This is a genomic window from Deinococcus phoenicis, from assembly GCF_000599865.1.
Taxonomy (GTDB): Bacteria; Deinococcota; Deinococci; order Deinococcales; family Deinococcaceae; genus Deinococcus; species Deinococcus phoenicis.
On the sequence record NZ_JHAC01000002.1, the window covers coordinates 71550 to 93137 of the forward strand.

Sequence of the window (21588 nt, forward strand, 5' to 3'; positions counted from 1 at the left end):
ACAGGGTTGCCGCGCCCGCGAGGGCCTGCGGAAAGAGAGGTTGTTATGGGACTTTCAATTGGAATCGTCGGTCTGCCGAACGTCGGAAAAAGCACACTGTTCAACGCCATCACGCGCGCGGGGGCGCTGGCCGCCAACTATCCCTTTGCCACCATCGAGCCGAACGTGGGCCGCGTGACCGTGCCCGACGAGCGCCTCAGCGCGCTGAGCCGGGTGTTTACCAAGGGCGAGCGGGTGCCGCCGATCATCCCGACCTTCGTGGAGTTCGTGGATATCGCGGGGCTGGTCAAGGGCGCCAGCCAGGGCGAGGGCCTGGGCAATCAGTTTCTGGCGAACATTCGCGAGGTGGACGCCATCGCGCACGTGGTCCGCTGCTTCGAGGACGGCAACGTGATTCACGTGGCGGGGCGGGTGGACCCGGTCGACGACATCGAGACGATCAACACCGAGCTGATCCTGGCCGACCTGGCGGGCCTGGAAAAGCGGCTGGCGAACCTCCAGAAAAAGGCCAAGGGCAACGACAAGGAAGCCCGCGAACAGGCGGCGCTGGCCGAGCAGATCCTGGCCGTGCTGGGCGAGGGCAAGCCCGCCCGCGCCGGGACCTACGACGCGCCCGTGCCCAGGGACTTCGGCCTGATCACCACCAAACCCGTGATCTACGTGGCGAACGTGGGCGAGAACGACCTGACCGAAGACAACAGCTACGTGCAGCAGGTGCGTGAATACGCTGCCCGCGAGGGCGCGCAGGTCGTAAAGATCAGCGCGCAGATCGAGGGCGAGCTGGCCGAGATGCCCGAGGAGGAGGCGCGCGAGTTCCTGGCCGACCTGGGCGTGCAGGAAAGCGGCCTCGACCAGCTCGTGAAGGTCGGCTACGAGACGCTGGGCCTGATCACCTTCATCACGTCGGGCGAGAAGGAAGTGCGCGCCTGGACGATCCACCGCGGCGAAAAGGCCCCCGAGGCCGCCGGAGAAATCCACTCTGACCTGGAGCGCGGCTTCATCCGCGCCGAGGTGATCGAGTGGGACAAGATGGTCGAGGCGGGCGGCTGGGCCAGCGCCAAGAGCAAGGGCTGGGTGCGCACCGAGGGCAAGGAGTACGTGATGAAGGACGGGGACATCATGAACGTGCTGCACAACATGTAAGGGGAAAGCAGAAGGCAGATGGCCGGAACTTCCCGGAGCCATCTGCCTTCCGCTTTCCCCCTTCTGCGTCAGTCTGCCGCGACCGGCACCATGTCCGGCGACGCTTCGAGGGCCGGGAGGTGGCGGCGCACCTCGCGCATGGCGCTGTGGATCACGCCCAGGGCCAGGCTCATGGTAAGCATCGAGGAAAAGCCGTAGCTCACCAGCGGGAGCGGCACGCCGGTCACCGGAAAGATGCCCGCCGCGACGGCCAGATTCACGAAGGCCTGACCCACCACCATGAACATCGCGCCGGTCGCCATGATGGTCGCGCCGTGGATCTCGGGCGTCATCGGGCGGACGCGGGTGGCCAGTTGCGAGACTTGCAGGGCGGTGGACACGATCAGCCAGTAGGCGAACAGCAGCATGGCGACGCCCAGCAGCCCGGTCGAGAAGCCCACCGAGGCGACCACCATGTCGGTGTGCGCCGCGAAATAGGTCCAGCGGGGGCCGTCCGGACCAAGGCCCCACAGCCCGCCGAAGTTCAGGTCGCGGTGCGCCATGCCGATCTGGTCGAGGCCGACCTCCATCGTCTCGCCGCGCTGCACGTGCCCGAAAAAGCGTTCGAGGATGTAGCTGTGGCGTTCCAGGTAGCGGCCCAGGAAGGGAATGCCGATCAGCCCCAGCGCGAACACGAACCCGGTGATGTTGGTGATGCGGACCCCGGCGGCGTACATCAGGATGATCCCCAGCCCGAAAATCAGGACGCTGGACCCCAGGTCGGGTTCCAGAATGACCAGCGCGGTCGTGAAGATGATCATCAAAGTGGCGCTGATCAGCTTGTGCTGCACGCCCCGGCGCGAGAAGAAGGACGCCAGTTGCAGCACCAGCCCCAGCTTGGCGAGTTCGGACGGCTGAAAGCGGACCGGGCCGAATTCCAGCCAGCGCTTGGTGCCCTCGCTCGTCTCGGTGCCGTGCCCGATAAAGAGGGTCAGCAGCAACAGCAGCAGCGTCACGCCCCAGAAGTAGGGGGCGACTTTCAGGAAGGCCCGGGGGCGCAGGCGGGCCGCCGCGAAGGTGAAGACCAGGGCCAGCAGCGCCTTGCTGCCGTGGTCCAGAATCAGGTCGGGTCGGGCCGTCGCCACTCCCAGCAGCCCCAGCGTGAGCAACAGCACCTGTGCGATCACCAGCTGAACACTCATGCCCGCACCTCTGCCGCTTCTGCGGCCAGGGCGCGCGCGGCCCGGGCAAAGCTCGCGCCGCGCGCCTTGTAGTCCGTGAACAGGTCGAAGCTGGTGCCGATGGGCGCGAGCAGGACCGTCCCGCCGGCCTGCGGGCCGCCCAGCGCCTCCAACCCCGCGCGGACGGCGGCCCTCATCACGGCGTCCCCATCCGCGCCCGTCACCACCTCGAAGGGCAGGCCCAGGGCACGGGCCAGCGCCTCGCCGTCCTCCCCGAAGGCGATCACGCGCTTCACCCGGTCCCGCGCCGCTTCCCGCAGCGGGGCGAGGTCCGCGCCCTTGTCCCGTCCGCCGACCAGCCAGGCGACCGGGGCCGGGGCGCGCGTCAGGGCCGCCTCGACCGCCAGCGTCCGGGTGGCGATGCTGTCCTCGATAAAGCGGACCTGGCCCACGCGGGCGACCGTCTCGAAGCGTCCGGCGACCGGGCGGGCGGTCCACAGGCCCTGGGCCAGCACCTCCATCTCCACCGGGCGGCCCAGGTGCGTCAGCAACGCCTCGGCGGCGAGAACGGCGGCGGCGGCGTTGGCGGGGTGCAGCCCTTCCGGGAGCCTTTCGGCGGGCAGCACCTCGCGCCCGTCCGCCAGGGCGATGCGGTCAGGCTGGAAGGGGCGCACCTGCGCGCGCGTGGGCACGGCCAGCCCCGCCGGGACGACCAGCACGTCCCCCGCCGCCTGCCCCGCCGTGATGTTCAGCTTGGCGGCGTGGTACGCCTCCACCGTGCGGTGGCGGTCCAGGTGGTCCACGCCCAGATTGGTGACCACCGCGACGGGCAGCCGCAGCCCCGGCACCCGCTCCAGCTGAAAGCTGGACAGTTCCACGACCGCCACCTCGGCCCCGTCCACCACGTCCAGCAGGGGCGGGTCGATGTTGCCGCCCTCGCGGGCGTTCAGGCCCGCCGCGCGCAGCAGGTGGGCGATCAGGACCGTCGTGCCGCCCTTGCCCGCCGTGCCCGTCACGCCGACCAGCGGCAGCTCCGGGCGCAGGCGGGCCGCCAGCGCGACCTCCCCGATGATTTCCGCCCCCCGCGCCCCCAGGGCCAGCAGGTCGGGGTGGTCGATGGGCACACCCGGCGCGGCCACCACCGTCCGGTAGGTCCCGCCCGGGTCGCCCCGCACCAGCCCCAGCTCCTGCATCAGCGCCTCGTCTTCTGCCGACGGGCGCGCGTCGTGCCACTCGGCCTCCACACCCTCCCGCGCCAGAAAGCGGGCCACACCGCGCCCACTGCGCCCCGCGCCGTAGATCAACACCCCGTTTGCCACACCTGTCCGCCCCCCACGCTTTGTCACCTCCTCACCATAGGGGAAAAAGGGGGGAGGCCTGGGGCGGCATGACGTGAGAAAAGTGAGGCCATTCTTCAGATCAGCACAGGAACTGACCGGACCCCCACCCGCACTCAGCGCAGGACGGGGAGGGCGTCCGCTTCAGGCTCAGGCACGGCGGGCGGTGTCACGGCCAGCCCCGCGTCCTGGCCGGCCCAGACCATGAAAGCCTCCAGGCCGCGCCGGAACATCACCGGGCGTTTCTCGCGCTTGCCCAGCTTGCGGGGCTTGCCGGTCTTCGGGTTCAGCTCGGCGGGCAGTTCGGGCACCAGCGCCCAGTTCACGTTCATGGGCTGGAAACCCCTGGGGTTCGCGGAGGCGAGGTAGCGCACCAGCCCGCCCAGCATGGACTCGGCGGGGGGCGTGAGGGGCAGGAGGCCCAGCGCCAGCCGCGCGGCATTCGTTCCGGCGAGCCAGCCGGTAGCCGCCGATTCCAGATACCCCTCGGTGCCCGCCAGCACGCCCGCGACGAACTTTTGCGGGTCGGCGCGCAGTTGCAGGGTCGAGTCCAGCACCTCGGGGGCGTTCAGGTACGTGTTGCGGTGCATCACGCCGTAGCGGACGATCTCGGCCTGTTCCAGTCCCGGGATCAGGTTCACAACCGCCTTCTGGTCGCCCCACTTCAGGCCGGTCTGGAAGCCGACCAGCGACCACATCCGCCCCTCGCGGTCCTCCTGGCGAAGCTGCGCGACCGCGTAGGGCCAGCGCCCGGTGCGGGGGTCGTCCAGGCCCTTGGGGGACATCGGGCCGAAGCGGGGGGTGTCCACACCCCGGCGGGCGATCTCCTCGATGGGCATGCAGCCCTCGAAGAACTCCAGCTTTTCCCAGTCGTGGGGCGTATGAGAACGGGCCTGCTCCAGCGCCCCCACAAAGCGCAGATACTCTTCCTTCGTGAAGGGGCAGTTGATGTAGTCCGCACTCTGGTCATAACGCCCGGCCCGCCACGCCACGTCCAGATTGATGCTCTCGGCGGCCAGGACCGGTGCGGCGGCGTCGTAGAAGCTGAGGCGCTCGCTGCCGGTCAGCCGCGCCACGTCCTGCGCCAGCGCGTCGGAGGTCAGCGGACCGGTGGCGATCACGGTGAGGCCCTCCGGCACGGCCTCCACCTCGCCCGCCACGACCTCGATCAGCGGGTGCTCGCGGACCGCCCGGGTGACGCGGGCGCTGAACTCGTCGCGGTCCACGGCCAGCGCGTTGCCCGCCGGGACGCGGCTGCCGTCGGCGGCCCCCACAACCGCGCCGCCCACGCTGCGGAGTTCGGCTTGCAAGAGGCCCTTGGCCTGCATCTCGCCCTCGCCACCCAGCGAGGTGGAACACACCAGCTCGGCAAAGTCGCCGGTTCGGTGCGCGGGGGTCATCCTGACCGGACGCATTTCATAGAGGCGCACCCGCACGCCGAGTCTGGCCGCCGCCAGCGCCGCCTCCGACCCCGCAAGGCCCGCGCCGATGACCGTGATTGCCGCGTCTTGACTGCTCATCAAAGAGGCAGTGTAGGGGAAGGCGGGTCCGTGGTTTGTGGTGAGGGGTCAGTGCGCTGCCTCTTTTCCCACGGGCCACTGTCCCCTTCCCGCCCTCCAACTACCGCTCCTCGCCCCGGCCCGGCGGCGTCCTCTCCAACGGTACCCCGCCGAGCTGCACCCGCATGCGAGGGAAGGGCACGTCCAGGCCCGCCGCCTGCATGGCCTCCTTGGCGGCCTCCAGCACCCGCATCCGGATGACCGGGGAGCCGGCGACATGGTCGGCACCGATCCAGAAGCGCAGCAGCAACCGCACCCGGCTTTCTTCCAGTTCCTGCACCAGCACGGCGGGGGCGGGGTCGGGCAGCACCTCGGGAAAATCGGGCAGGACGCCCAGCAGCAGCGTGCGGGCACGCTCCACGTGGTCGTGGTAGGCCAGGGGCACCGGCACGTTCAGGCGCAGCGTGCCGCCCTTGCTGAGGTTTTCCACGACGGCCCCCGCAACCTCCTTGTTGGGAATGCTCACGTGCTCGTTGTCGCGGGTGCGGATGCGGGTGGTCCGCAGCGTCAGGCGCGTGACCTGGCCCTCGTGCGCCTCGGTGCGAATCCAGTCCCCGATGCGGAAGGGCCGGTCCAGCAGCAGCGTGACGCCGCTGATCAGGTTGGCGAGGATGTCCTGGGCCGCAAAGCCCACCGCCAGCCCCACCACACCCAGGCCGCCCAGGATGGGCAGCAGATTGATGCCGAACTGCGCGGAGACGAGGTACACGCCCAGCAGCACCCACACCACGCGGGCGACGTTGCCGACCAGCAGCCGCAGGCTGGCGTCCAGCTCCCACTGCTCGGTCTGGACATGCAAAAACCGCTGGATGACGCCCCACCCCACGTACAGCAGCAGCAGCAGCAGATACACCCGGAACACCGCGCCGCTCCACTGCCCCAGCGCCGGAAACAGCGCCGTGACCGACAGCAGCACCAGCAGCCCGAAGGTCAGGCGCAGGACGGTCCGCAGCACGCGCCGCGCGATGGGATGCGCGTCCACGTGAACGAGGCGGCCCAGCAACGCGAACGCCACTTTCGACACGCCCCAGAACAGCAGCGCGTACAGCAGCGTCAGTCCCAGGGCCAGCAGGACATTCGGGCCGTAGCCGGCCACCACGTCCCGGACGCCCTGCCAGGTTTCCAGCAGGGCGTCCCGCAGCGCGTCCAGGCCCAGCAGGCGGGAGGTGTCCACGTCACCGGTCATTCCGGCCAGTGTAGCGGCCCCACCTGCCTGCCCTGATTCGTCTGCCCTGGCCCGGCGCTTCCTATACTCCGGGCATGTCCCGCCGCTCTACCCTGCTCGCGGCCATTGCCCTGCTCGTGGCCGCGCTGATGGCCGTGGTGCTGGCCTTCAGCCCCCGCAACGCCCTGCCGCAGGAGGGCAGCCCCGAGGTGCGCTTCGTGCGCGAGATGAGCCAGCACCACGCGCAGGCGGTGGACATGGCGACCCGCATCCGCGACCGTGACAGCCATGACCGCACGCTCAGAAGTGTCGCCCTGGACATCCTGCTCTCGCAGCAGGAGCAGATCGGGCAGATGCGCGGCTGGCTGACCCTCTGGCACCTTCCCTGGGGCGGGCCGGGCATGACCACCGCCCACGCCCGCAGCATGGGCATGGCGACCCCCGCCGAGCTGAAGGCGCTGGACACCCTGCCGACCAGAGACGCCGAACGCCTCTTTCTGCAACTGATGATCCGCCACCACCAGGGCGCGCTGGCGATGGTGGAGCCAGTGCTGGGAAAGGGCATCCGGCCCGAGGTACGGACCCTGGCCCGGCAGATTGCCGCCACCCAGGCCGGCGAGATCCGGTTGATGACGCAGATGCTCGCCGCGCGGGGGGCCAGGCCTCTGCCCGCCCCCGCCGCCAGCGACCCCGCGAGTATGGACGGAATGGACATGGGGGGCGAACACCAGCACTGAGGCGGGACGGGAACCCTTGCCCCCGCCTCAGCCATTCAGCCTGTTACCAGTTCTCGTCGTCGATGTCGCGGCGCTTGCCTTCCCGGCGTTCCTTGCGGCGCTCCTGTTTTCCGGCCTTCTTCTTCGGCCGGGGCGGGAGCAGCAGTTCGTAGGTTCGCGCCGGGTCGCAGGCGGCGGGCTGCTCGCCCAGGCGCTCGCCGGGGTCGGCGTTCCGCAGGTTCCCGGCGGGGTGAAAGTGCCGCCCGCCGCAGTAGGGGCAGTCCTCCACTACCCAGAACATGACCCGCGTGCCGGGCAGGTCACGCAGCGTCACGAAGGCCGTGTGGGCAGCATTCTGGTCCCTTTTCCCCATACCCGAAAAGCTAGGGCATGGCGGGGGCCGCGATTGTGCCGCTGCCCCGCGCCCGCTACGCTTCTCCCTCGGTGTCGTCGCGCAGGTAGGTCACGACCGAGCGGCAGTGGGCCAGGCCCGCGTGGGCGTACAGCGCACGGGCGGCCCGCGCGTGGTCGTGGGCGCGGGCGCGCAGGGTGCGGAGTTCGGGGGACGCGGCGGCCTCGGCAGCGGCCAGGGCCAGCAGGGTCCGGCCATGCCCCTGCCCCCGTTCGGCGGGATGCACCGCCAGATAGGTCAGGTCGGCGCGGGCCGCCTCGGCATTCAGCTCCAGCTCCGCGAAGCCCACCGGTTGCCCGCCGCGCAGCAGCGCCACCAGCCGCACGTCACCCTGCGCGAAGTGGGCCTGAATCTCCGCGTCGGTCCATTCCAGGCGGCCGGCCCAGCCGTCCTCGCTGGCACGGTACAGGGCGCGGTACGCCTCGGGCGCGAGGGTGCCCTCGACCCGGTAGCCCCCGGGGATGCGCGCAGCACGGGCCAGGTCCGCCACCCGCGCCTCGTAAAAGTCGGTGGCGTGCATGGGCGTGAACTCGGCCGCTTCCAGCGCCGCCCGCGCCGCGAGGTTGTCGCGCGCGCTGAAGGCATAGATGGGCAGGCCGTCGGCCCGTTCGACCGCGCGGGCGAGCAGGGTGTGCAGGTCCCCCGTCCCCAGCGGCCCCTCCAGCGCGAGGCCGTCGCGGAAGGGGGCAAGGGCGCAGTAGGCGCGGACCTCGCCGTCCACCCCCTCGGCGACGAGGCACACACGGTCCTCGCACTCGCCGCGCAGTTCCAGGGCGTCACGGGCGTCGGGGGCGAAGACCTCCCGTTCGGGGGCGTCGTCCATCCAGTGCAGCAGGGCAAGAACATCGGGCGCATCGGTCGCTTGCATCGGGCGGATCATGAAGGGCACCTCCGGGACAGCGGCTGAACATCTGTGAGAAGCTCCCCCAGCCTAGAAAGGGACGGGCGCCCGCGTCTGTCCGGCGCGTCACGCCGCCGCCGCCCCCGTGCGTGCTACACTCCATCTATGCCCTGAACAGGGTACGCCGCCTTCCTCCCCACGAACACGAAGCCGTGTTTGAGGGGCCTTTTCTTTTTGGAGAGGAAGGCGCGCCAACCCGCCCTTCCCACCCCGAACAAAGGAAGCTGGGAAGGTGAGCGATGGGAGGCCCGCCGTGACGAAAGCAGCTGCGTCCAGCACCACCAAGACCCACCCCGGCACCCGCCGCAGGCCCGAGCAGGCCGGCAACGACCTGCTGACCCTGCGTGCCCAGCTCGCCCGCGCGGAAAAGGAAGCCCGCCGCGCCCCCACCCCGCCCCCGGCGCGGCCCGCGAACCTGCACCTCAAACCCGTCAAGGCGCAGCGCGAGGCCGACCTGGCAGGCATCGACACCACCGACCACTCGCTGGCCCGCGCCCACGCCCGCCTGCGCGACGCCGTGTATGACGGCAAGTACACCCTGTGCCCCCACGCCATCGGCCACGCCCGCGCCGAGGGCTTTCTGGAACACGACATCATTCAGGTGCTCGTGGCCGGGCGCGTGCGGGCCGTGTATCCGGAGGACCGCCGCTGGCTGGTGTGCGGCTATTTCGAGGCGTGCGGCGTGGCGCTCCCGCTCCATGCGGTCGTGGAGCACCAGCGGGACGGCCACATCGACGTGGTCACGGCCTTCGTGCCCAAGCACCCCCACCACATCATCAGCCGCGCCCGCCTGGCCGTGATGCTCCGCTACGACGACGAGAAAATCCGCGCCCGCACCGCTGCCCCCGGCAACAGGCCGGGGAACCGCAGCAAGGGAAAGTGGAAGAAGGGGGCCTAGGTCAGGCCGGCAGGAGCGCGCCACCCAGGCCGGGGGAGGCACCGGGAGAGGTGGCCTCCTCCGGTCTGACGTTCAGGGCGTCCAGCAGCGCGCAAAAGCACGGGGGCGGCCTGGAGGACACCCACCTCGAAGAGAAGGGAGGTTCACAGCTTCCGCTCCGGAAGGTCGGAAGCCCTCCCCTCCCCCCCTTCAGCAGCCGATGTCCTGCCCGAAGTACTTGCGGCTCAGCTTGGCGTAGGTCCCGTCCTGCACGAGTTGCTGCAAGGCACCGTTGACGGCCTGGCGCAGCTCGCTATTCCCGCGGGCGAAGGCCATACCCACCTGCTCTTTCCAGAGGATGTCGCCCAGCGTCAGGTTGGCCTTGGCATAGGTCTTGAGGGCACCCAGCGCGGCAAAACGGTCGGTGACGATGGCGTCCACCTGTCCGGTGGCGACCGACTGAATGGCGGCCTGGCTGCTGGGGTAGACCTGCACCGTTTTCTGAAAGGGGAGTTTGCGGAGGAAGCCGAAGTACGTGCTTCCCGCTTCCGCACCGAGGTTTTTTCCGGCGAGCGCCTTGCTGGTCAGGGGACCGCCCGCCCGGGTCAGGATCACGCCGCCGGTGCAGTAGTGCGGCGTGCTGAAGTCGGCGCTTTGCTGGCGCGTGCTGGTGATGGCATGCGACGCGATCACCAGGTCGATCTCCTGCGGACGCTCGGCCAGGTCACGCAGCAGGCCGTCGAAGGGCCGCACCACCCACTGCGGCTGAAGACCGAGGCGGCGGGCCAGCGCTTCTGCCAGCTCCACCTCGAACCCGGTGGGCGAACCGGCTTTCAGGAAATTGAACGGCTCGAAGTCGGCACTGGTGGCGATCTTCAGGGTGCCGCTGGTGCGGGCGTCGGCCAGGGTGCGGGCCTGGGCGGCGGGAAGCGCGGCGGCGAGAAACAGAAGGGCGACGGTCCGTCGGGCAGGACGTGAACGCATGGTTGAACCTCCAGTTGAGAGTTCAAGTCTGCCCGCATGTCTGTCACAGCCCTATCACACTCCCATCACACGTGAAGACGGGAAAGAACGGCCCCTTCTGGGCAGCCCTCCCCTGCTACCCTGCCTGACGTGACGCGCACCGGCTTATCGGACACCATCGCCGCCATCGCCACGGCCCCCGGCAGCGCGGGCGTGGGCATCGTGCGGGTCAGCGGTCCGGGCGCGCTGCGGGTGGCCGACGGGGTGTTCCGGGGCCAGCGCCGCCCCAGCGCCACCCGCGCAGGCCGGTTCCTGTTCGGGCAACTGGTGGCCGGGGACGGTGAAGTGCTGGACGAGGGGCTGTGTCTGGTGTTCCGGGGGCCGCGCAGCTACACCGGCGAGGACGTGGCCGAACTCCAGACCCACGGCAGCCCCGCCGTGCTGACGCGCGTGCTGGCGCGGGTGCTGGAACTGGGCGCGCGGCCCGCCCGGCCCGGTGAATTCACCCTGCGGGCGTATCTGGCCGGTCGGCTGGACCTCGCCCAGGCGGAGGCGGTGCTGGAACTGGTCAATGCGGGAACGGACACGGCGCGGCGGCAGGCCGCCCTGGGGCTGTCGGGGGCGCTGGGCGAGCGGGTCGGGCGGGTCGCGGCCCACGTCACCCGGACGCTGGCCGCCCTCCAGGCCATGCTCGATTACCCCGAAGAAGGTGTGCCCGACGAGGACCGCGCCGCACCCCTGGCCGCCGCAGAGGCCGAGTTGGAGGCGCTGGTGGGCACCGCCCGCGCCGGGCAGGTCGCCACACGCGGCGCGCGGCTGGCGCTGATCGGCCGGCCCAACGCGGGCAAAAGCAGCTTGCTGAATGCCCTGCTGGGCTATGAACGCAGCATTGTCACGCCGATTCCGGGCACCACGCGCGACTATCTCGAAGCGGACCTGTCGCTGGCGGGCGTCCCCGTCACCCTGGTGGACACGGCGGGCCTGCGCGAGACGGGCGACGAGGTCGAGGCGGCGGGCGTCCGGCAGGCCGTGAGCCTCGCCGCCTCCGCCGATCTGGTGCTGGTCCTGGAGGACGGCAGCGGGCCGCGCGAGGCCCTGCCCACCGAGGGGCCGGAAGAAGCCCGCCTGCTGCGCCTGAGGACCAAGGCCGACCTTCCCCCCGCCTGGACCGACTCCGCCGCCCTCAGCGTGAGCGCGGTGACTGGACAGGGCCTCCCCGAACTGCGAGAGGCGCTGCAAGCCGCCCTGCTGGGCGACGTGGCGCGAGGCGAGGCGTGGCTGACCACCGAGCGGCAGGCCGATGCGGCGCGGCGGGCGCTGACGCATATCCGGGCCGCCCGCCGCCTGCCCGACGACCTCGCCAGCTACGAGCTGGAAGAAGCCCTGCGCGCGCTGGCCGACCTGACGGGCCGCGACGTGCAGGAGGACGTGGTGGACGCCGTGTTCCGCAATTTCTGCGTGGGCAAATGACAGAAGGGGGCCAGCGAGGTTCTCCCCCGCTGGCCCTGACCTTGCTTCAGACCTCGCTGTCTTTGGTGTTCAGCGAGTTCTCGTCGCCGGGAATGCTGCTGGCCGGGTCGCTGGCGATCATGCTGCCCGCCGAGGCCACATCCTGCTTGTTCAGACCGCGCTCCTCGTACTCGTCGGCGAGGCGGGCCTCGGCGCGGGCATCCTTGAGGGCGTCGCGGCGCTCGTCGGTGCGGCCCATGAATTGCAGGTCCACGTTACTGATCTCGTCCTCGGTCTTCGGGGTGCCGTTCTGCTCGTCGCCTGGCTTGGTCATGCTCCTACGCTAGCAGGGGTGCGCCGAGCGCGGCGTGAGCTTCCCTTTAGCAAAAGGTCCCACCCGCCCCCTCTGCACACCACAGGCGGGATTGAGCGGACTTGCTGCCTCCGGGGTGAACGGCCTGCCTCCAGGAGAGAGAGCACCCGAATGCAGGCTGGCTCAGTCCCCGCCCTCTTTGGTGTTCAGGGACGTTTCCTCGCCGGGCGTGGTGCTGGCCGGGTCGCTGGTGATCATGCTGTCTTTCGAGGCCACGTCCTGCTTGTCGAAACCGCGTTCCTCGTACTCGCCGGGTGCCCTGTTCTGGGCTTCGAGCTTGGCGTCCCGGTCCCGTTCCCAGTCGCGTTTCCCCATGAACTGCAAGTCCACGTTGGTGGGCTGATCTGCGGTCTGCGCCGCATCGGAGGGGCCGGACTGTTGGTCGTCACGTTTGGTCATGCTTCCATCCTCCTTCGCCCCGACCCTACAAGCGTTCCCGAGTGGCCGGATGAGCCGGCCTTCCCCCTCCCCTTACGCGCCCAGCCGCAGCACGCTCTGGTTGCCGCGCAGCACGTACACCAGCACGCCCGCCTCGGCCAGAATCCCGGCGCGGCGTTCCAGATCACGCACCGTGTCGGGCGCGCCGACCCACTGGCGGCGGGGCGTCTCGCCGGGTTCGAGGTAAAAACCCTCGGGAATGGCGGCGATCACCACCCGGCTGGCGGTGGCGCGGGCGCGCATGGCCTGCTCGACCAGCGCGGGACCGGCCCGCTGCGTCAGCACGATCAGGTTGCCGCCCGCGCGGGAAGGCGGAATCCGGGGCGGGGCGGGGTCGGGGGCGGCCCCCGCCAGAAAGGCCAGGGCGACCCGCAGGCTCTCGGGCGTGCGCCCCGGCGGCGTCGCCCCGGCGCTGCTGGCGACACTGACGGGCAGGTCCAGCGCCAGGGCCTCCTGAATCAGGCTGCTGGCGAGGCGCACAGCGCTGTCCACGAAGACCTCGCTACCGTTCAGGTCCAGAAAGACGGTCACGCTGCTCGCGGCGGTGCGGTCGAGTTCGCGCACCGTCAGCGTGCCCGTGCGGGCCGAGAGCCGCCAGTGGATGCGCCCGGGCGAATCCCCGGTCAGGTAGGGCCGCGCACCCCGCAGGCTGATGGGGTCTTCCAGCCCCAGCGTGCGCGAGAGGGTGCCCTCGCTGAGCAGCGGGCGCAGCAGGTCGGGGAGAATCAGGCCGTGGGTGCCGGGGTAGACCTCCAGCCGCGCGGGGCCGTGCTGGCTGGCCGGGGGCAGCGGGGCCGAGTGCCAGAACAGCCCCAGCGGATCGGCCCAGCGGACGCTGCCGCCCGGCCAGCGGTACTCGCCCCGCCGGTTCAGGGTGAGGGTCGTGGTCCGCTCGGTGACGCTGCGCCCCACCGTCAGCCCCCCCACCACGATCTGCTCGCCGGGCACGACCGTCAGGGGCGTGGGGTCCTCGACCAGCACACGCAGCGGCCAGCGCGACTCGACCACGACGCGCACCTGATACGGCAGGCGGGTGCCCTCGAACCCCTGCGCGGGGAAGTCGCGGGTCAGGGTCACACGCGGGGGGCGGCGGGCCACCAGAAAGGCCGCCAGCAGCGCGGCCAGCAGCGCCAGGACCGTGAGCAGCAGCGCGGGAAGGTTCAGAGCGCGGCACCTGCCGGAACGTGTTCACCGGGCAGGCGCCCGCCGGCAGCGGGGTCGGCGGGCACCGGTTCCTGCCGCAGCACGTCCGCGACGACCTCTTCGGGGCGGGTGCCCGCCAGACGCGCCTCGATGCGGAGGGTGAGGCGGTGCGCCAGCACGCCGGGGGCGGCGGCCTTCACGTCGTCGGGCAACACGAAGCCCCGCCCCGCGAGCGCCGCGAGCGCCTGCGCGACCCCCTGAAGCGCGAGGCTTGCGCGCGGCCCGCCCCCCAGCGCGACCTGCGCGTGCGAGCGCGTCCGGGCGCTCAGGGCCGCCATGTAGCGCCGCAGGTCGTCCGACACGCGCACCGCCTGCACCGCTGCCCGCGCCGCCAGCAGATCGGCGGGGCCAGCGACCGGCCCGAGGGTGTCGATCGGGTGCGCCCCCTGGAGCCGGGCCAGCATCCGCACCTCTTCCTCCAGCGTGGGATAGCCCACCGAGAGCTTGAGCAGAAAGCGGTCGAGCTGCGCTTCGGGCAGGCGGTAGGTCCCCTCGTGTTCGATGGGGTTCTGGGTGGCGATCACCACGAAGGGTTGCGGCAGGACGTGGGTGACGCCCGACTCGGTGACCTGCCCCTCACCCATCGCCTCCAGCAGCGCCGACTGGGTCTTGGGGGTGGCGCGGTTGATCTCGTCGGCCAGCAGCAGCCCCGTGAAGATCGGCCCCGGCACGAACTCGAACTCGCCCGTGGCGGGGCGGTACACGCTGACGCCGGTCACGTCCCCGGGCAGCAGGTCGGGCGTGAACTGCACCCGGCGAAAGCCCAGGCCCAGGCTGGCGGCCAGCGCGCGGGCCAGCATGGTCTTGCCGGTGCCGGGCGCGTCCTCCAGCAGCAGGTGGCCCCCCGCCAGCACGCCCGCCAGCGCGAGCCGGGTCACGTCCTCCTTGCCGACCAGCACGCGGGCGACATTCTCCAGCACGCGGGCGGCGTAGCCCTGCACGCGGCCCTGTTCCCCTTCTTTTGCGTTCGTCATGGTGTCTCGCTTTCCGTGTCTGCCGGATCAGGGCGGCTCTGACCGGGGGAAATCCCGGCGGTGAGGGTGGTGATGTCCTGCGCGGCCCGCTCGGCGGCGTCGGCGTCCTCGTCGGACACGCGGCCCCCGTAACGCACCGGGGCGTAGGCCGTGACCAGCGTGCCCAGCGGCCCGGCCAGCGTGGGCAACTCCCGCGCCGCGCGCCGGGCGTGTTCGGCGGGCGTCTCGGCCTGGCCGCGCCCCAGGCCCGCCCCGGCCAGTGAGGCCAGGGCCGCGCGGTAGGCCAGCCGGACGCGGTGCAGGGCCGCGCTGTCGGGGACCGGAGCCGGGTCGGCGTGGGCGGAGTCCGATTCCTCCCCCTCCCCGGTGTCCGGCCCCAGGCGCAGGCCCAGCCAGAAGACCAGCCCCGCCAGCGTGGTCAGGACGACAAAGGAGATCAGGCTCAGCCAGCGCAGCAGCTCGGCATTTCTGGTGGGGGGCTGGTCCGCCGCCTGGCTTCCCGTCCCCCCGGTGCGGGCGGCGTCTCCCGCCGCGTCACCCGCCAGCCCCCCTCCGCCCCCATTGCCGCCACCGGGAGCCGCGAAGATAAACGCGACGACCAGCAGGGCCGTCACCAGCAGGCCCGCCAGCGCGGCGATTTCCCACCACTGGGGACGCGTCCCGGCTCGCCAGCGGGCCACCCGCCCACGCAACACCGTGAACAGCAGCGCCAGCACCAGCAACAGGCCCCCCAGCAGCGCCAGATCCGTGCCGGGCAGCACCGTGCGCGGCCCCAGGACAGGCGACGTGGCCGCCGACGCGGGGGGCAACCCCCGCTCGGGGAAGACCTCCGGATGGGCGGCCTGTTCTCCGCTGGGCCGCGCCTGCCCGGTGGTCGCGGAAACCGCCGCCGGACGCTGACCGGGAGTCTGGGCGGGCCACGCCGCGAAGGCCAGCAGCCCCACCAGCGCCGCCCCCAGCAGCGCCGCGCCCCCCACGCCCAGCAGGGCACGCCCGGCGTTACCCAGCCGCAGGGACGGGCGATTCTCGTTGCCCACCGCCCCCAGCAGCGTCAGCACAAGGGCCAGCAGCCCCGCGCCCAGGACAGGCGACGACACCTGGGCGGGCCACAGGGCACCGAGCAGCAGCAGCACGCTCAGCCACGCGGCTCCCCAGGCGGCGCGCCCACCTTCCAGGGCCGTCACCGCCAGAAACACCAGCACCGCGCCGCCCATCACCCGGCCGAACAGCTGCGTAAAGGCCACGGCGCCTTCCGGCCCCCGCAATCCGGGCAGCAGCACCAGCAGCCCCAGGCCCGCACCCAGCAGCAGCAGCGGCCCGCGCACGCTCCGGGCACCCCCTTCCGGCCGGGACAGCGCCAGGGCCAGCAGCATGCCCAGTACCGCCCACCAGGGCAGCCAGCCCAAGCCCACCAGCGGGGCCAGGGCCAGCAGCCAGGAGCGGTCCCATCCGGCGGGACGACGCGCAACAGTCGGCGTGGAGGAAGAACCTTCGATGCCCCAGGCTAGCGCAAGACCAGAACGGGCAATGCCACATCTGGGCAAGACCCGGCCAACGAAAAACCCCCGCCACGAAGGACGGGGGCGGAAGTTGAGAGGAGAGCGGGAACCGAAGAGTCCAAGACGGTCAATCATCTTTTTATCAACAGTCGGGCGGGAAAACCCATGCGGATCTCGAATCCGCCACCATCTCCCGCCGTGAGCGCCCGCACGCCGAACCTACGACCTCAAACACAACCTATCAAGCAAAAATGAGCGGCCCCCGGAGGAACCGCCCACTTTCATCCCTGCCTCAATCGAGGAAGTCGCGCAGCTTGCGGGTGCGGCTCTCGTGGTACTTGAGCTTGCGCAACGCCTTGTTCTCGATCTGGCGGATGCGCTCGCGGGTCACGCTGAAGCGCTGGCCGACCTCTTCCAGCGTGTGTTCGCGGCCATCGACCAGACCCTTGCGGAACTTCAGGACCAGGGCCTCACGCTCGGTGAGCTTGGAGAGGGCCTTTTCCAGCTCCTCCGAGAGCAGCGTCTTGGCGGCGTTGTCCACCGGGGAATCCAGGTTCTCGTCGGGGATGAAGTCGCCGTAGAAGGAGTCCTTCTCGTCACCGATGGGGGTTTCCAGCGACACCGGCTCCTGGCTGACCTTCTGCACCTCCTCGACCTTGTTGGCGTCCCAGCCGGGTCCCATCGCCTCGGCGATCTCCTCGTAGGTGGCCTCGCGCGAGAGTTCCTGCTGAAGCTGCCGCGCGGTGCGGGTCAGCTTGTTGATGGTCTCGACCATGTGGACCGGGATGCGGATGGTGCGGGCCTGGTCGGCAATCGCGCGGTTGATCGCCTGACGAATCCACCACGTCGCGTAGGTGGAGAACTTGTAGCGGCGGCGGTACTCGAACTTCTCGACGGCGCGAATCAGGCCCTGGTTGCCCTCCTGAATCAGGTCGAGGAAGCCCAGGCCGCGCCCGGTGTACTTCTTGGCGATGGAGACGACCAGACGCAGGTTGGCCTCGATCAGCCCCTGGCGCGCGGCGGCCCCGTCTTCCATCTGGCGCATCAGGCGGCGGCGGGCGCGGTCTTCGAGGTCGGGTTCCTCGTCGAGGCGCTTGCGGGCCTCCTCGCCTTCCTCGATGCGGCGGGCGAGGGCGATCTCCTCTTCGAGCGTCAGCAGCGGCACCCGCCCGATCTCGTGGAGGTACTGCCGAACCGGGTCGTTGGACACGGCGCGCGGCATGTCGTCGAAGTACTTCTCCTCCTCGTCGTCATTCGCGGCGGCCGCCGCCGTGCCTTCTCCCTCTTCCTCGGTCTCGTCGTCCTGGTCGTCCTCGTCGAGGTCCTGCACCTCAATGGCCTGTCCGGCGAGGAACAGCTGCATATCCTCGAAGGCCTCGGCGCTTTCGGGATCCAGCCCGTTGGCTTCCAGAGCCACCGAGAGGGCCGCCGCGATTTCCTCGCTGGACAGCACGCCCGCCGCGCGGCCCGCCTTCAACATCTCCTGAATGCTGGGGTGCGCGTAGTAGGGCTTGTCGGCCGCCCCGGCCCCGACCTTGGCGGGCTTGGCCGGAGCGGCAGCTTTGGCCGCAGATTTCCTGGCCGGCGCGGCCTTGGCGGGGGAGGCGTCAGCTGGAGCCTTGTCCTCGGGGGAGGCCGGGGCCGTCTTGGCCGCCGCCTTCTTGGGAGCCGCTTTCTTCGGTGCGGCCTTGGCGGGGGCTGCCTCCTGGGCGGGATCGTCCCCGGTGGGCGCGGCCTTGCTGGCCTTGGGCGTGGCGGGGGCCTTCACGGGCCTGGCTGGGGCGGCTGTTTCACCGGTGACCGCCGTCTTGGCCGCACGCGGCTGGGTACGGGTGCGGGGCTGGGCCGGCGTCTTGATCTTGCTCTCTTCTGGGCTATCCGCAGGCGCGGGGGTACCGGTCACCGGGGTACCGGACGCGGGGACCTTGCTGCGGGCACGTGCTCTGGTCGGTTCTGCCATGCGTACTCCTGGGGTGCGGGGGCGGCTGTGGGCTGCTTGGAAAAAAGAGCGGCGGAAAGCCGGGCCGTAGCGCGTCAGTCTAGCAAACGCCCCTCCCGTGTTCAGGTGCGCGTCACTTTTCTGCCTAGGTGATCGGCGACACGGGGAGAACAGCAGATACGCGGAAAGCGGGCAGAACGTTCCCAGGCTCGAAGGGCTGAAAAAGCAGGGCCACTCTGCCCGGGTATGTGGGGAATACTGAACTGCCGCCAGCCCCGCTGCGTTGTCTCCCGGTTCATCCCCACGCACGTGGGGAACGCCGCCTGGGCGGGTGGTAATGCGGGCGGACAGGCGGTTCATCCCCACCCACATGGGGAACACGGGCGGGGGCTTCTGCTATTCACCTTCCCAGTCGGTTCATCCCCACCCACGTGGGGAACACACGCATGACTGCCAGGTGTCCCGCCGTGCCGCCGGTTCATCCCCACCCACCTGGGGAACACGGGGGTGTTCTGTCTCGGGTCTGCTGTGTCGCCGGTTCATCCCCACCCACGTGGGGAACACGAAACGACACCGTGAGCGCCCGTTCCCTCGGGCGGTTCATCCCCACCCACGTGGGGAACACCCCTGGAACGAGGAGGCAGGCGCACCCCGCCCCGGTTCATCCCCACCCACGTGGGGAACACGCGAACGCCGTGCGCCTCCAGCGCGCGGGCAGCGGTTCATCCCCACCCACGTGGGAACACGCGGGCAAGTCGGGGCACCGCCTGCCCGTGGGCGGTTCATCCCCACCCACGTGGGGAACACCGGCAGCTCGGCTCCCAGGGCGGAGGGAACCACGGTTCATCCCCACCCACGTGGGGAACACATCCCCCAACGCTGCGGCCAGTTGCAGGACCGCGGTTCATCCCCACCCACGTGGGGAACACGGTGACGGTGCAGTCGGGCCGCACGACCCGCTCGGTTCATCCCCACCCACGTGGGGAACACCTCACGCAGGCGAAAGCGCTGGCCGTCGGCACCGGTTCATCCCCACCCACGTGGGGAACACGCCCGCCGCGCCGACAATCCCGGCCTGGTCTTCGGTTCATCCCCACCCACGTGGGGAACACGCGTCCGCCGCCGTGACCTGCCCGGAGGCCATCGGTTCATCCCCACCCACGTGGGGAACACCAGGTGCGCGGCATCCCCTTCCCCGCCGTCAACGGTTCATCCCCACCCACGTGGGGAACACGGGAATAATTTGCGCCGCGACATGTCGAGCGTCGGTTCATCCCCACCCACGTGGGGAACACCGGTACGTCTCGCCGGGCGTGTAGGTCACGCCCGGTTCATCCCCACCCACGTGGGGAACACGAACAAGGGAATCGTGTTCAACTGATGCGGTACGGTTCATCCCCACCCACGTGGGGAACACGCCTCGCCCAGGAAGATGAACGGCACGTTCTCCGGTTCATCCCCACCCACGTGGGGAACACGCTGCGGCGGCTGCGGTGCGCGAGGTGCCAGGCGGTTCATCCCCACCCACGTGGGGAACACCCGCACCCGCCGGTCGAGTTCCGCGAGCAGCGCGGTTCATCCCCACCCACGTGGGGAACACCTACCCAGACCCCTGATACCGTCCTGGCGGGCCGGTTCATCCCCACCCACGTGGGGAACACGTCTTCCCCGATAACATCCCCAGATGAATAACCGGTTCATCCCCACCCACGTGGGGAACACCGGAGGAACGTGTAATTCACGTCCTGGCCCACCGGTTCATCCCCACCCACATGGGGAACACACGCAATGGAAGGCCCGCCCACATCGGCGGGCCGGTTCATCCCCACCCACGTGGGGAACACCGCCGTCCGCCGCGCATAGAACTCCCGGGAGGCGGTTCATCCCCACCCACGTGGGGAACACGGGGCGTCCAGGCCGGTCACCAGCGGGTTGAGCGGTTCATCCCCACCCACGTGGGGAACACCCGCCATCACCGCCGAGCTGAGCCTGCTCTGGCGGTTCATCCCCACCCACGTGGGGAACACAGGCTGTGGCCGCCTACGAGCGGCTGGTGAAACGGTTCATCCCCACCCACGTGGGGAACACAAGGTGGGCGCGCGGTCCAGGAAGAAATCCGCCGGTTCATCCCCACCCACGTGGGGAACACGCGTGGCGGACGTTCGGCATGCCAGCGCTCGCCGGTTCATCCCCACCCACGTGGGGAACACAGGTCCCGGACGTGCTGGGCGCGCTCGCGGGCCGGTTCATCCCCACCCACGTGGGGAACACCGCGGGTCAGAATACTCAGGGTTCATCACCTCCGGTTCATCCCCACCCACGTGGGGAACACACCGTCGAAACCCTGACCAGGGCCTCGACCCCCGGTTCATCCCCACCCACGTGGGGAACACTATGAACGCTGGCGGGACGGCGAGCGCCGCGTCGGTTCATCCCCACCCACGTGGGGAACACGGGCAGGTTCACGGTCGCCGGGGGCGTGGACGCGGTTCATCCCCACCCACGTGGGGAACACAAACAGCAGGCGCTCATGACGCTGATTCGCAGCGGTTCATCCCCACCCACGTGGGGAACACCGCGCTCACCGGGAGACACGGATGCAGCTCACCGGTTCATCCCCACCCACGTGGGGAACACGTAGGCGCTGTTCCAGTAATCGTCCTCGCCGCAGGTTCATCCCCACCCACGTGGGGAACACTTGACCAGCAGCAGAGCCTCCGTGCCGTACCGCGGTTCATCCCCACCCACGTGGGGAACACAAACCTGACATCGCCGCAGCCGTGGAATCGGGCGGTTCATCCCCACCCACGTGGGGAACACCCGACGAGGGGCCGGGAGATCGAGCTTAAGTTCGGTTCATCCCCACCCACGTGGGGAACACGCGTGGCGGACGTTCGGCATGCCAGCGCTCGCCGGTTCATCCCCACCCACGTGGGGAACACGGTAGGGAATCAGCATCTCCATCAGACAAGTCCGATTCATCCCCACCCACGTGGGGAACACCCAGTTCGTGATTGCAGGCGGCCCCCCCGGCCCGGTTCATCCCCACCCACGTGGGGAACACCAGGCCCCAGGCCGTCCCGGTGTCGGTGAGGGCGGTTCATCCCCACCCACGTGGGGAACACCTCTGGATCATTCTGCGTCTACTGCCCGCGCGCGGTTCATCCCCACCCACGTGGGGAACACCCCCAGTCCATGAACGATGTGGACTGGCCACACGGTTCATCCCCACCCACGTGGGGAACACACGGCCAACGACCTGGACGGCCTGGTGGTCAACGGTTCATCCCCACCCACGTGGGGAACACTGGCGGTCCTGAAGAAGAATCGGGACGGCAGTCGGTTCATCCCCACCCACGTGGGGAACACGAGATGACGGAACACGAACGCTGGCGGCACCACGGTTCATCCCCACCCACGTGGGGAACACCCCGAGAATGGATTCAAGGGCCTCCCAGACGGCGGTTCATCCCCACCCAC

17 protein-coding genes and 1 CRISPR repeat array (1 of these 18 cut by a window edge) are annotated in these 21588 nt (G+C 70.2%); of the genes, 4 read left to right on the plus strand and 13 right to left on the minus strand.

Annotated elements, in window-relative coordinates; translation table 11 throughout:
- Positions 1-45 precede the first annotated feature (45 nt).
- Positions 46-1143 carry a redox-regulated ATPase YchF gene (gene ychF / locus DEIPH_RS00635; protein ID WP_034352193.1) on the plus strand — a complete coding sequence of 366 codons (1098 nt, stop codon included), beginning with the start codon at positions 46-48 and terminating at the stop codon, positions 1141-1143.
- Between the two features lie 68 nt (positions 1144-1211).
- Here the strand turns inward: ychF and DEIPH_RS00640 are convergent, their stop codons facing one another.
- From DEIPH_RS00640 to DEIPH_RS00655, 4 genes are all read right to left on the minus strand, one after another.
- Positions 1212-2324, minus strand: coding sequence for an FtsW/RodA/SpoVE family cell cycle protein (locus DEIPH_RS00640; RefSeq protein ID WP_034352197.1), 1113 nt, complete (start codon positions 2322-2324; stop codon positions 1212-1214).
- Positions 2321-3649, minus strand: a complete 1329-nt coding sequence (gene murD / locus DEIPH_RS00645) for a UDP-N-acetylmuramoyl-L-alanine--D-glutamate ligase (RefSeq protein WP_152544717.1) — start codon at positions 3647-3649, stop codon at positions 2321-2323. Before murD ends, DEIPH_RS00640 begins: the two co-directional genes overlap by 4 nt.
- A gap of 107 nt (positions 3650-3756) precedes the next feature.
- Positions 3757-5160: a methylenetetrahydrofolate--tRNA-(uracil(54)-C(5))-methyltransferase (FADH(2)-oxidizing) TrmFO gene (gene trmFO, locus DEIPH_RS00650; protein WP_034352204.1), complete on the minus strand. Its 1404-nt coding sequence runs from the start codon at positions 5158-5160 to the stop codon at positions 3757-3759.
- A 100-nt stretch (positions 5161-5260) separates the two neighbouring features.
- Complete coding sequence (locus DEIPH_RS00655) at positions 5261-6385, minus strand: mechanosensitive ion channel family protein (protein ID WP_034352207.1); 1125 nt, start codon at positions 6383-6385, stop codon at positions 5261-5263.
- Between the two features lie 74 nt (positions 6386-6459).
- Between DEIPH_RS00655 and DEIPH_RS00660 the strand changes: the two genes are divergently transcribed.
- Positions 6460-7101, plus strand: coding sequence for a DUF305 domain-containing protein (locus DEIPH_RS00660; protein ID WP_034352210.1), 642 nt, complete (start codon positions 6460-6462; stop codon positions 7099-7101).
- 43 nt (positions 7102-7144) lie between these two features.
- On the opposite strand, the gene DEIPH_RS00665 is transcribed toward DEIPH_RS00660, so the two are convergent.
- Positions 7145-7453: a hypothetical protein gene (locus DEIPH_RS00665; RefSeq protein WP_034352213.1), complete on the minus strand. Its 309-nt coding sequence runs from the start codon at positions 7451-7453 to the stop codon at positions 7145-7147.
- Between the two features lie 55 nt (positions 7454-7508).
- On the minus strand, positions 7509-8372 hold the full coding sequence (locus DEIPH_RS00670; RefSeq protein ID WP_034352217.1) for a GNAT family N-acetyltransferase: 864 nt from the start codon (positions 8370-8372) through the stop codon (positions 7509-7511).
- 274 nt (positions 8373-8646) lie between these two features.
- On the opposite strand from DEIPH_RS00670, the gene DEIPH_RS00675 reads away from it, so the two are divergent.
- Positions 8647-9291 (plus strand): DUF4258 domain-containing protein, encoded by a 645-nt coding sequence (locus tag DEIPH_RS00675; protein WP_034352219.1) that lies wholly within the window; start codon positions 8647-8649, stop codon positions 9289-9291.
- A 189-nt stretch (positions 9292-9480) separates the two neighbouring features.
- Here DEIPH_RS00675 and DEIPH_RS00680 read toward each other — a convergent pair whose 3' ends face one another.
- A complete protein-coding gene (locus tag DEIPH_RS00680; RefSeq protein ID WP_034352222.1) occupies positions 9481-10254 on the minus strand; it encodes an ABC transporter substrate-binding protein in 774 nt (257 codons plus the stop codon).
- A 129-nt stretch (positions 10255-10383) separates the two neighbouring features.
- On the opposite strand from DEIPH_RS00680, the gene mnmE reads away from it, so the two are divergent.
- Entirely contained in the window at positions 10384-11703 is a 1320-nt protein-coding gene (gene mnmE, locus DEIPH_RS00685; RefSeq protein ID WP_034352227.1) for a tRNA uridine-5-carboxymethylaminomethyl(34) synthesis GTPase MnmE, read from the plus strand.
- Between the two features lie 46 nt (positions 11704-11749).
- Here mnmE and DEIPH_RS00690 read toward each other — a convergent pair whose 3' ends face one another.
- The 6 genes from DEIPH_RS00690 to rpoD all read right to left on the minus strand — a co-directional run bounded on the left by DEIPH_RS00690 (position 11750) and on the right by rpoD (position 18129).
- A complete protein-coding gene (locus tag DEIPH_RS00690; protein WP_034352230.1) occupies positions 11750-12016 on the minus strand; it encodes a hypothetical protein in 267 nt (88 codons plus the stop codon).
- A gap of 162 nt (positions 12017-12178) precedes the next feature.
- On the minus strand, positions 12179-12454 hold the full coding sequence (locus tag DEIPH_RS00695; RefSeq protein WP_034352233.1) for a hypothetical protein: 276 nt from the start codon (positions 12452-12454) through the stop codon (positions 12179-12181).
- A gap of 72 nt (positions 12455-12526) precedes the next feature.
- A complete protein-coding gene (locus DEIPH_RS00700) occupies positions 12527-13591 on the minus strand; it encodes a DUF58 domain-containing protein (protein ID WP_235183131.1) in 1065 nt (354 codons plus the stop codon).
- A gap of 62 nt (positions 13592-13653) precedes the next feature.
- Entirely contained in the window at positions 13654-14670 is a 1017-nt protein-coding gene (locus DEIPH_RS00705; protein WP_034352238.1) for an AAA family ATPase, read from the minus strand.
- On the minus strand, positions 14667-16076 hold the full coding sequence (locus tag DEIPH_RS00710; protein ID WP_152544719.1) for a DUF4129 domain-containing protein: 1410 nt from the start codon (positions 16074-16076) through the stop codon (positions 14667-14669). Before DEIPH_RS00710 ends, DEIPH_RS00705 begins: the two co-directional genes overlap by 4 nt.
- Before the next feature lie 385 nt (positions 16077-16461).
- Positions 16462-18129, minus strand: a complete 1668-nt coding sequence (gene rpoD, locus DEIPH_RS00715) for an RNA polymerase sigma factor RpoD (protein WP_034352241.1) — start codon at positions 18127-18129, stop codon at positions 16462-16464.
- Between the two features lie 270 nt (positions 18130-18399).
- A CRISPR array of direct repeats spans positions 18400-21588; the repeat unit is 29 nt; unit sequence CGGTTCATCCCCACCCACGTGGGGAACAC (it continues 11842 nt past the right edge of the window).

What these genes read in the sequence shown, in the direction of transcription:
- ychF (WP_034352193.1), top strand. Translation starts at nt 46, where the DNA reads ATGGGACTTTCAATTGGAATCGTCGGTCTGCCGAACGTCGGAAAAAGC.
- DEIPH_RS00640 (WP_034352197.1), bottom strand. Translation starts at nt 2,324, where the DNA reads ATGAGTGTTCAGCTGGTGATCGCACAGGTGCTGTTGCTCACGCTGGGG.
- trmFO (WP_034352204.1), bottom strand. Translation starts at nt 5,160, where the DNA reads ATGAGCAGTCAAGACGCGGCAATCACGGTCATCGGCGCGGGCCTTGCG.
- DEIPH_RS00655 (WP_034352207.1), bottom strand. Translation starts at nt 6,385, where the DNA reads ATGACCGGTGACGTGGACACCTCCCGCCTGCTGGGCCTGGACGCGCTG.
- DEIPH_RS00660 (WP_034352210.1), top strand. Translation starts at nt 6,460, where the DNA reads ATGTCCCGCCGCTCTACCCTGCTCGCGGCCATTGCCCTGCTCGTGGCC.
- DEIPH_RS00665 (WP_034352213.1), bottom strand. Translation starts at nt 7,453, where the DNA reads ATGGGGAAAAGGGACCAGAATGCTGCCCACACGGCCTTCGTGACGCTG.
- DEIPH_RS00670 (WP_034352217.1), bottom strand. Translation starts at nt 8,372, where the DNA reads ATGATCCGCCCGATGCAAGCGACCGATGCGCCCGATGTTCTTGCCCTG.
- DEIPH_RS00680 (WP_034352222.1), bottom strand. Translation starts at nt 10,254, where the DNA reads ATGCGTTCACGTCCTGCCCGACGGACCGTCGCCCTTCTGTTTCTCGCC.
- DEIPH_RS00690 (WP_034352230.1), bottom strand. Translation starts at nt 12,016, where the DNA reads ATGACCAAGCCAGGCGACGAGCAGAACGGCACCCCGAAGACCGAGGAC.
- DEIPH_RS00695 (WP_034352233.1), bottom strand. Translation starts at nt 12,454, where the DNA reads ATGACCAAACGTGACGACCAACAGTCCGGCCCCTCCGATGCGGCGCAG.
- DEIPH_RS00705 (WP_034352238.1), bottom strand. Translation starts at nt 14,670, where the DNA reads ATGACGAACGCAAAAGAAGGGGAACAGGGCCGCGTGCAGGGCTACGCC.
- rpoD (WP_034352241.1), bottom strand. Translation starts at nt 18,129, where the DNA reads ATGGCAGAACCGACCAGAGCACGTGCCCGCAGCAAGGTCCCCGCGTCC.